Here is a 9,368-nt window from a genome sequence, read left to right as displayed (position 1 = left end):
CCCCCCCCCCCCCCCCCCCCCCCCCCCCCCCCCCCCCCCCCCCCCCCCGCCTGCCTCCGTCGAACGCGATTCTCACCGGGCGTGGGAAGCTCACCCCCCTCCCTAACCCTCCCCCCAAAGGGGGAGGGAACAAAGCCAAAACCGCCGGGCCTGCTAAGTCTCGGCCCGACGAGAAGAATTCGTCCCACCCCCTCGGTAGCCGCACGCGGAGATCGAACCCATGTCTGACGACGGCCCCCCGCCGTTCCCGTTCGGCGACCTGCCGTCGCTCCCGGAACCGCCGGCCGACGACTCGCCCGCGAACGACGCCGGCCCGACCGGCGGGCTGCCGTCGTGGCTGGCCCTCGCCGGGCTACCGGAGCCGGACTTCGCCCCGACGCCCGACCCGGACCCGCCGGCCGCCCCGTACTGGCCCGACGCGGCCGAGTTCCCGCCGCCGCCGGCCGCCGCGAAGGACGACGACACGCTCACCGACTTCCCCACGCCGCCGGCCGCCGCCGACCTCGCGCCGACGGAGCGGATGGCGTTCGACCCGAACCCGCCGCCGGAGGACGACCTGCCGCTGCCGCCGCCGTTCGACCCGCACCTGAGCGAGCTGTCGCCGTTCGATTCGCTGAAGTCGCCGCCGAAGCCGAAGAAGCCGTCGTCGAAATTGCAGTCGAAGCCGAAGCCGGACCCGCGGCCGCCGGAGGAAGTGCCGACGCTCCAGCGGACGCCGCCGCCGTCCGCCCCGCTGGACATCCAGCCGGCGTCGGCCATCTGGCGGACCCGCCGCGTCCCGGCCGCGCCGCGGATCGAGGAGAACGGGGCCGTCGCCGTCTACCGCGTCACCGTCCGCGACGAGGCGGCCCGCGGGTACTTGAACTGCAAGGTCGCGTTCCCGATCCCGGCCGGGCTGAAGCAGGTCCAGGCGAGCCGCAAGCCGCAGGCCCGGAAGGGGAACCTGCACTGGAACCTCGGCCCGCTCGGCCCGGACGACGTGGTCCCGCTGTCCGTGAAGCTGCCGGTGTCCTTGCTCGGCGCGGACCCGGCCGCCCCGCGGGCGTTCGAGGTGTCGTACCAGCCGCTGCCCGGCGCGCGGCTGATCGGCGAGCTGGCGTCCCCGCCGGTCGCCGCCGTGAACGAGCCGTTCGCGATCAAGATGCGGGTGTCGAACACGGGTGAATTGCCGACCGGCCCGGTCACCGTCCGCGTCGCCGACCTGTCCCACGGCGGCCCGCCGGTGGTGGTGAAGGTTTCCCCCATCGACCCCGGCGCGTTCACCACGGTGACCGTCGAACTCGCGTCCGACCGGCCGGGCCGCCACGAGTGGTTCGCGACCGTCGAGTCCCCCGGCAGCGAGTCGGCCGAGTCCACGTTCAGCACCGAGGTCGTCGAGGCGGCGCTCGCGCTGGAACTGCGGCACGAGCCGATGATGCGGCTGGACGCCGAGGAGGAGATCGCGATCGTCGTCACGAACACGTCGGCCGTCCCCGCGAAGGGCGTGACGGCGATGCTGACGATGCCGGAAGAACTGACGTTCGCGGCCGCCCCCGGCGGCGAGTTCGACCGCGCCCTGAACCTGATCGGCTGGCTCGTCGGCGACATCCCGCCCGGCGAGTCGCGCACCGTCGTGGCCCGGCTGCGGGGGTTCGCCCCCGGCCTCGTCGCGATCCAGGCCCGCGCCGACGGCCTCATCGGCACGCCGGTCGTTTCCACGTCGAACATCTTCGTCGAGGTCGATGCGCGGTCCACGAGTTCGTCGTTGGACAAGCTGCTGGCGGCGATGCAGGACGCGATCCCGGACGACGACGACCAGCCGGCCGCCCCGCGGGACCGCGCCGCCGAGGCCGGGGCGCGGCACGTCGTCTTCGAGCTGGGCGGCACGCCCTACGGCGTGCGGATCGAGAACGTGCGGGAAGTCCTGCGGCCGGCGAAGGTGACGCCCGTGCCCGGGACGCCCGACTGGCTGCCCGGCGTGGCGAACGTCCGCGGCGACATCATCTCGCTGGTAGACCTGCCGCAGTTCCTGCAAGCCGAGGACGCCGCCGCCGCCCGCCGCGGGCTGCTCGTCGCGCAGTCCGACGACGGCCAGCTCGTCATCGGCCTGCTGGTGGACGAGATCGTCGGCATCCGCCGCTTCCCGCCGCCGCAGCCGGTGGACGCGGACCTCGTGACGGACGCCGCAATCGTCCCGTACCTCGACGGCGTCGTCGAGCATCAGAACAGGCTGGTCCCCATCCTCGACCTGAACGCCCTGTTCGCGTCCGCCGAGTTGGGCGCGTTCCAGACGGTGTAAGAAATCACGTTTCACGTTTTCGCGGCGGACCCGATGGGTCCGCCGCTAAACGTTTAAGATAAACTTTTTACGTTCACTCGCTGACAAAAATTGCCACTGTAGTCTTGCCAAATCTTTTGATTTAGTCTAACCTAATTCATCACTTCGCTCCGCCTTCTTTCTCGTCAGGAGACGCACCGTGCTCCCACATCGCCACCGCCGCCACCGCCACGGGTTCACACTCATCGAGCTGCTCGTCGTCATCGCCATCATCGGCATCCTCGTCGGCCTCTTGCTGCCGGCCGTGCAGAAGGTCCGCGAGGCCGCCGCCCGCAGCCAGTCGCAGAACAACCTCAAGCAGATCGGCCTCGCGCTGCACGGCTACCACGACGCCAACGGCTACTTCCCGCCCGGCTACCAGTCCGGCTTCCCGAACCAGCCGGTCCCGGCCGTGGACGCCGCGCCGGGGTGGGCGTGGGGCACGTTCATCCTGCCGCACGTCGAGCAGGACAACCTCTACCGCCAACTGCGGCTCGACGTGCCGTGCTGGGACGCCACCAACGCGACGGCCGTGAAGCACGCCCCGAAGGTGTTCCAGTGCCCGGCCGCGCCGAACCACGGCCCGACGACGCTCATCAAGGACTCCGGCGGCACGGTCCTGGCCGAGTTCGGCATCTCGCACTTCGTCGCCAACAACGGGCAGGACGAGACGTGGGCCTACGACCTGCCGAACCTCTCCGGCGTGTCCGGCGTCGGCCCGTTCTACCGGAACTCGAAGACCCGGATCGCGACCGTCACGGACGGCCTCAGCAACACCGTGTTCATCGGCGAGCACACGACGATCAGCAACAAGACGTGGGTGGGCGTGGTCCCGAACGCGGACGTGTGCCCGATCGACCCGGCCCGCTACCCGTTCACGGCGTGCGACGCCGGTGCGACGCTGGTGCTGTGCCACAGCGGCCCGGCGGCGGCGGAGCCGGGCATCGTCCACCCGCCGAGCTTCCCGACGTGCCACGTCTGCCAGATGTACGCCCCGTGGCACGGCGGCAACGTCCTCCTCGGCGACGGCAGCGTCCGGTTCGTGCCGACCAATGTAAACTTGAACACGTGGGCCGCGCTGTCCAGCGTGAGCGGCGGGGAGGTGGTCGGTGACTACTAACGACGACGGCGACTCGAAGCGGGTCCGGTGGCTCGGCGGCGTGGCGGGCTTGTTGCTCGTGCCGCTGGTCGTGATCTGGTGGCCGGGCTGCCGGCAGTACCCGCCGGTGACGAGCCGCGAGGCGCTAACGCTGATGCAGTTGCTCTACACGGCCTGCAACACGAAGGACCCGGTGCGGCTGGCGAAGGTGGAGCAGGGGTTGGAGAAGCTGACCCGCGAGGGGAAGCTGACCGCGGACGAGCGGTCGGGGTTCGAGCGGATCGTGGCGACGGCGAGGGCCGGCGACTGGCCGCGGGCGGAGGCGGCGGCGTTCAAGTTCGCGCAAGACCAGGTCGGCGTCGGCCACCCCGACCCGCACGCCCACGCGGACGAGCACCACCATCATGACCACGCGAAGCATGCGAAGAAGGCGCGGAAGTGACGGGGGCAATGTCTTTGACCGCGTGCGGCGCAGCCGCTACGCTGGGGGCGAAACCTCCGGGTGGGGCGAATAGGAGGCCCGCGTCATTTAACTGTCACTAAAGATGATTGATTCGGCCTCTGAAGGCCAAAGATTCGCCCTGTTGTGGCGAACACCGTTCAGCGACACACCACTGCGCGTGTCGCAGCCCTCAACTCCAGTGCGGGCCACCCGCAGAGAAGGAAGGTGTCAATTAATCAAGTTTTTGTCAGTAGTTGCTGCCAGATTCCCAACTCGAAACAATAAGACGCGGGAATAGTGCTTTTGCACTCGCCCAAGTACCTTTACCTTGCCTGGTTTGGCTTCACCCGTGGCCAGGGTGAGCGCGAAGAAGGGGTCAATTTATATGTGATTGATACCCGTTGCGGGAGGCCGAGAAACGTGCGGGATATTCGCCAAGTGCGACGGCCCTGCAAGTAGCTACACGAGTCGATCAAGGCCAAACCAGGCACTCTACTGAATCCGAAGGGGCCGAGTGAACCACGGCGGCGGATCGAGTTGGTAGCCGGAGGAGAAGGCAACCATTATCGAATTGACCGAGCAACAGGCCGAAGCACTCGAACTTCTTGACGCGACAGGGGCCGTGTACGACGACAGCCCGTGGACGCGGGAGGAACTCCAGGCGCTCGCCTGGGAACGGGTCCAGCACGAAAGCTGGGACAAGTACGACGAGCTGCCGGACATGCTGTGAACTGGGGCTACGTGGCCGGAGGAGACGGGACCGCTGGTGGCGTGGGCGCGGCGGCCGAGTGGCCCCGCTCTCGGCAGATCGAGCAGTGACAGGAGTTGGCCGGGACGTAATGCCTCAGCCCGTGCAGCTTGCCGTAGTTGTCGCGGTCGAACCGCTGGAACAGTTGCATGAAGTGCCGCTCTTCGTGGCTGCCCGCCACAGACCCCTTGTCCAGGTAGCGGCGGACGACATAGGCCGCCACGTCTGCCAACTGTAGACCGCCGACCTTCACGCTGGACCCGAAGAACGGGACGTCTATCACGTGCGTCATCTGGCCGAACGGGTGGCCGTGCTGTCGGAACCGTTTGAACAGCGGCTCGACGACCGACTGCGTTGACTCGTCCTGGTCGAGCATCAGCAGGCCGTGATTGATCGCGCCGCGCGGGCTACTCTGCCGCTTCCACGAGTCCTTCTTTTGCAGGAACTTGTCGAACCGAGCCACCACCTGGGTGAACGCTTGCTCGCGCACATCGGCACCGCCCGCGGCGATGCCCGGATGGGACTTGGCAATCGCCTCCCCGAACAAGCGGATCGTGTCGTACCCGGCGATGACCTCGATCGCGTCTTCCAGGAGTTGCGACCGCTCGCGTCGCGTCAGGTGGATGTAAGGGTCCGTGTCCTTGTACTTGGCCCGCCGCTCCTCCTTCTTCTCACGCGACGCCTCGGCGTCGAGCTTCTTGCCGCGCAACTCCAGGACGCGTGATCGGCGGTCTGTTCCCGACAGTTGCTCGAAGTCCGGGATCTCGTCCTGTTCCTTGATCGTGACGGCAAACTGCTTGACGTGGATTTCGAGTTGTTCCGGGTCCGTGCCCGAGAGGCAGTACTTCCGCTTCACCGCCTGGAGTCGCTTGTCGAGCGAGAACCAACTCCCCTCGTGCATACCCAGGCCGACCAGCACGTAATGCTTGCTATTTCGGTCCTGCAACTCCGGCGTGCCGGAGGCGTCGAGATAGAGGAGGTACATAAAAAAGGGAGGCCCGGGAGGGGTTTAGCCCCAACGTGCCGAAGCACTCCCAGGCCATGTGAGCGATGATCTGTACCAACGAGAGAATGTTACCACGCTGCCTTCCCGCGGTCAACGGCCTTCCAAGATTTATCCCCTTCGTCTTTCGGCTCCCGCTACCCTGTTCAGAGGCAGAAGTACGGCAACGGATTCAAGGATCATCGTCAGGAAGTGAACGTTCTCTGGACCGAAAAGCAACATAGGAGTACCCCCATGCACCGCCGCACGTTCGTCCGCGCCGCCCTCGCTGCCGGCTGCGCCGTCGGTTCCGCCGCGGCGGCCGACCGCCGCGCCCCGCGCGTCCTCCTGCGGTCCGGGTGGCAGGTCGTCAACATCGGCGACGTGGGCCACACGCCCGGCGCGCTCGCGCTCCTCGAACAACACGTCCCGGCCGCCGAGGTCGTCGTCTGGGCGTCGGCCAGCATGACGCCCGGCGTCGTCGCCATGCTCAAGAGGCGGTTCCCCAAGGTCTCGGTCGTCAAGGGAAAGATCGGCGCGGACGGGAAGGCGTCCGACAAGGCCCTCGGCGAGGCCGTCGCGCGGGCCGACTTCCTGCTGCTCGGGTCCGGGGCAACGCTCAACGCGCGGGCTGATATCGAGGCGTTCGTCAAGCACACCGGCAAGCCGTTCGGCGTCTACGGCATCACCCACGGCGGGCGGTACACCCAGCCGCCGGACAAGGGCGTGCTCGACCAGGCCCGGTTCGCCTTCTTCCGCGACAGCGTGTCACTGGAGCTCGCCAGGAAGCAGGGCGTCAAGGCCCCGGTCGTGGAGTTCGGGCCGGACGCCGCGTTCGCCGTGGACGTCCGCGACGACAAGCTGGCGGCCGCTTACATGACCAAGCACGGGCTGGAGGCCGGGAAGTTCCTGGCGTTCATCCCGAAGCTGCGGTACACGCCGTACTGGAAGATCCACGGCCGCACGGAGCCGCAGACGGAGCAGGAGAAGACGTTCTGGAAGCGGACGCAGGAGACGATGGAACCGGACCACGCGAAGCTGCGGGCGGCGCTGGTCGCGTTCGTGCGGAAGACGGGGATGAAGGTGCTGCTCTGCCCGGAGGACAGCAGCCACATGGAGGTGAACAAGACGCTGGTGTACGAGAAGCTGCCCGAAGACGTACAGGCGAAGGCCGTCGTCCGCGACACGTTCTGGGACATGGACGAGGCGGTGGCGGTGTACGCGAAAGCGTTCGCCGTGTTCAGCTACGACATGCACTCGCCGATCATGGCCCTCAACCAGGGGACGCCGGCCGTCGTGGTCCGCACGGCCGAGCAGTCGAGCAAGGGGTTCATGTGGAAGGACATCGGCCTCGGCGACTGGCTGTTCGACCTGGACGCGGAGGCGGACGGGGCGAACATGGCGAAGGTGCTGCTGGACATGGCCGCGGACCCGGCGGCGGCCCGCGGGAAGGTCGAGAAGGCGATGGCGGTCGTCCGCCAACGGCAGAAGGAGACGATGGCGGTGGTCGCGAAGGAACTGGCGCGGTGACGGCTCACCGCCGGGCCGCCGCCACGACGCGGCTGGTGTCGGCCGGTCCCGCGTTCGCCCGCTCGGCGTTCGCGAAGTCGCCGCGGAGCGCCTTCAGCGCGTACCGCTCGTAGTCGATCTCGGCCGCCGTCCGGACCCCGGCCCGGCGGAACAGCGGCAGCGGCGGGCACCACCCCTGCACGGCGTGCTGGAGCAAGAACCCGCCGACCACCGCCGGCAGCGCGAAGAACCGGCGGTCCATCAGCGCGCCGAGGGCGGACCCCACCAGCACGGCGGTCGCGGCGTTCGCCTCCAGCGTCCGCTCGATGTCCCACTCGCGGTCGAGGTCCGCGAGCCGGCGGTCGATGGCCGCGGAGCCGCGGGCCGCGAGGCGGGCGACGCTCTCCTCGGTCTGCCGGCGGATTCGCTCGTTAACGTGTTCGGCGGTTTGTTGCGGCACGCGGGCCACGGTCGAGGGGATCATGGTACGTCCTCCGGGCGAAGAAATTCGTTGGGAGTAACGTTCGCAAACCGAGTGCCGCGCCCGCGGCGGAAGTCCGTTGACTCCCGCCAGCCCTGAAAGTTCCCGCACGCGGACGAGTCGCCGCGGCTTGCCCATTCAGGCCACGTCGTCGATTTTCGCTATCGGCCCCGGACGGCGCGTAAAAAATCGACACTTCGTTTCCCCCGCGTGCGCAAACTTCCGGCCGTGTTCTAAGTTCCCCGCAGAACACATAGGCGATGGTCCGAACGAACGAACCCCGTCGCCGCTCGTACCCCGTGAGGACGCCCCCGATGGCCCCGAAGTCGATGTCCGCGTTCCAACGCCTCCCGCTCGGTCAGAAGTGCGGCCTGATCGCGGCCCCGTTCGCCCTCGCGGTCGGCGGGCTGCTCTACCTGACGTTCAACCCGCTGGCCGACGCCGGCAAGCAGACCACCTACGCCCTCGGCGTCGCCGCCGCCGGCGCGGTCCTCGGCCTGTGGGCGGTGTCCGCCGTCAGCCGCAGCCTGACCCGGCAGATCGACGGCCTCAACGCCGTGTTCCGTCGGGCCGAGGCCGGCGACTTCGGCGGCCGCGCCGAGGTCGTGTCCGGCGACGAACTCGGCGACGTGGCCGAGTCCTTGAACGCGACCCTCGACAAGACGCGCGTGTTGCTCCAGTCGCAGGACGAGAAGGCCGAGATTCAGAAGAGCATCATGAAGCTGCTCGACGAAGTGTCCGGCGTGGCCGACGGCGACCTGACGAAGGAGGCGGAGGTGTCCGCCGACATGACCGGGGCCATCGCCGACAGCTTCAACTTCATGATCGACCAACTCCGCAAGATCATCGGGAACGTGCAGAAGGCGACGCAGCAGGTGTCCACGGCCGCGAACCAGATTTACTCGTCCGCCGAGACGCTCGTGGACGGGTCGCAGGACCAGACGAAGCAGATCACCAGCACGTCGGCCGCCATCGACGAGATCGCCGTCAGCATCCAGCAGGTGTCCGAGAACGCCGTCACGTCCACGGCCGTCGCCCAACAGGCGCTGACGACCGCGAAGCAGGGGAACGCGGCCGTGCGGAACACGATCGAGGGGATGAACAAGATTCGCGAGCAGGCGCAAGAGACGGCGAAGCGGATCAAGCGGCTGGGCGAAACGTCGCAGGAGATCGGCCAGATCGTGCAGCTGATCGACGACATCGCCGACCGGACGAGTATCCTGGCCCTGAACGCGTCGATCCAGGCCGCCGCCGCCGGCGAGGCCGGCCGCGGGTTCGCCGTGGTCGCGGAAGAAGTCGAGCGGCTGGCCGTGCGGTCCACGGAGGCGACGAAGAAGATCGCCACGCTGGTCAAGGCGATCCAGGGCGAAACGAACGAGGCCGTCAGCGCCATGGAAAAGAACATCCAGGAGGTCGTGAGCGGGTCGAAGGTCGCGAACCAGGCCGGCCAGTCGCTGAACGAAATTGAGGGCGTGTCGCTGAAGCTGGCGGAGCTGATCCAGTCGATCTCGCAGGCGTCGAAGCAGCAGGCGAAGGGGTCCGAGGCGCTGGCCCGGTCGATGGGGAACATCAGCCAGATCACGCAGCAGACGGCGACCGGCACGAAGCGGACGGCCGAGAGCGTGAACACGCTGGCGAAGCTGGCCGAAGACCTCCGCGGGTCGGTGTCCGCGTTCAAGCTGCCGAGCGGGTACGGCAACAAGGCGTAGTCCGTAGCGAGCCGAGCGGCGGGGGGCCCCCCCGGGAGGTGGCGCACCACCCCCCCCACCCCCGCCGGCGGCGCCGGGCGGCAACGAAACCCAAAACGGGCG

General features: G+C 68.3%; 7 protein-coding genes. 5 read left to right on the top strand and 2 right to left on the bottom strand.

Going from position 1 to position 9,368, the window contains the following annotated elements; translation table 11 throughout:
* The first annotated feature begins 220 nt into the window (after window positions 1-220).
* The 3 genes from AC5JJ2_RS13985 (at window position 221) to AC5JJ2_RS13975 (ending at window position 3,837) form a co-directional block, all read left to right on the top strand.
* Window positions 221-2,278 carry a chemotaxis protein CheW gene (locus AC5JJ2_RS13985; protein WP_495858617.1) on the top strand — a complete coding sequence of 686 codons (2,058 nt, stop codon included), beginning with the start codon at window positions 221-223 and terminating at the stop codon, window positions 2,276-2,278.
* 178 nt (window positions 2,279-2,456) lie between these two features.
* Window positions 2,457-3,416, top strand: coding sequence for a DUF1559 family PulG-like putative transporter (locus tag AC5JJ2_RS13980; protein ID WP_495858616.1), 960 nt, complete (start codon window positions 2,457-2,459; stop codon window positions 3,414-3,416).
* Window positions 3,406-3,837 (top strand): hypothetical protein, encoded by a 432-nt coding sequence (locus AC5JJ2_RS13975; RefSeq protein WP_495858615.1) that lies wholly within the window; start codon window positions 3,406-3,408, stop codon window positions 3,835-3,837. Before AC5JJ2_RS13980 ends, AC5JJ2_RS13975 begins: the two co-directional genes overlap by 11 nt.
* A 737-nt stretch (window positions 3,838-4,574) precedes the next feature.
* Here the strand turns inward: AC5JJ2_RS13975 and AC5JJ2_RS13970 are convergent.
* On the bottom strand, window positions 4,575-5,570 hold the full coding sequence (locus tag AC5JJ2_RS13970) for a DUF3800 domain-containing protein (protein WP_495858614.1): 996 nt from the start codon (window positions 5,568-5,570) through the stop codon (window positions 4,575-4,577).
* A gap of 252 nt (window positions 5,571-5,822) precedes the next feature.
* On the opposite strand from AC5JJ2_RS13970, the gene AC5JJ2_RS13965 reads away from it, so the two are divergent.
* Window positions 5,823-7,097: a polysaccharide pyruvyl transferase family protein gene (locus AC5JJ2_RS13965; RefSeq protein ID WP_495858613.1), complete on the top strand. Its 1,275-nt coding sequence runs from the start codon at window positions 5,823-5,825 to the stop codon at window positions 7,095-7,097.
* 4 nt (window positions 7,098-7,101) lie between these two features.
* Here AC5JJ2_RS13965 and AC5JJ2_RS13960 read toward each other — a convergent pair whose 3' ends face one another.
* On the bottom strand, window positions 7,102-7,560 hold the full coding sequence (locus tag AC5JJ2_RS13960) for a YgaP family membrane protein (RefSeq protein ID WP_495858612.1): 459 nt from the start codon (window positions 7,558-7,560) through the stop codon (window positions 7,102-7,104).
* A 311-nt stretch (window positions 7,561-7,871) separates the two neighbouring features.
* Between AC5JJ2_RS13960 and AC5JJ2_RS13955 the strand changes: the two genes are divergently transcribed.
* A complete protein-coding gene (locus AC5JJ2_RS13955) occupies window positions 7,872-9,266 on the top strand; it encodes a methyl-accepting chemotaxis protein (protein ID WP_495858611.1) in 1,395 nt (464 codons plus the stop codon).
* The last annotated feature ends 102 nt before the right edge of the window (window positions 9,267-9,368 follow it).

This window comes from Limnoglobus sp., assembly GCF_059499385.1.
The sequence above is the reverse complement of the archived record's forward strand: the minus strand, read 5'-3'. Positions and strand labels throughout refer to the sequence as shown.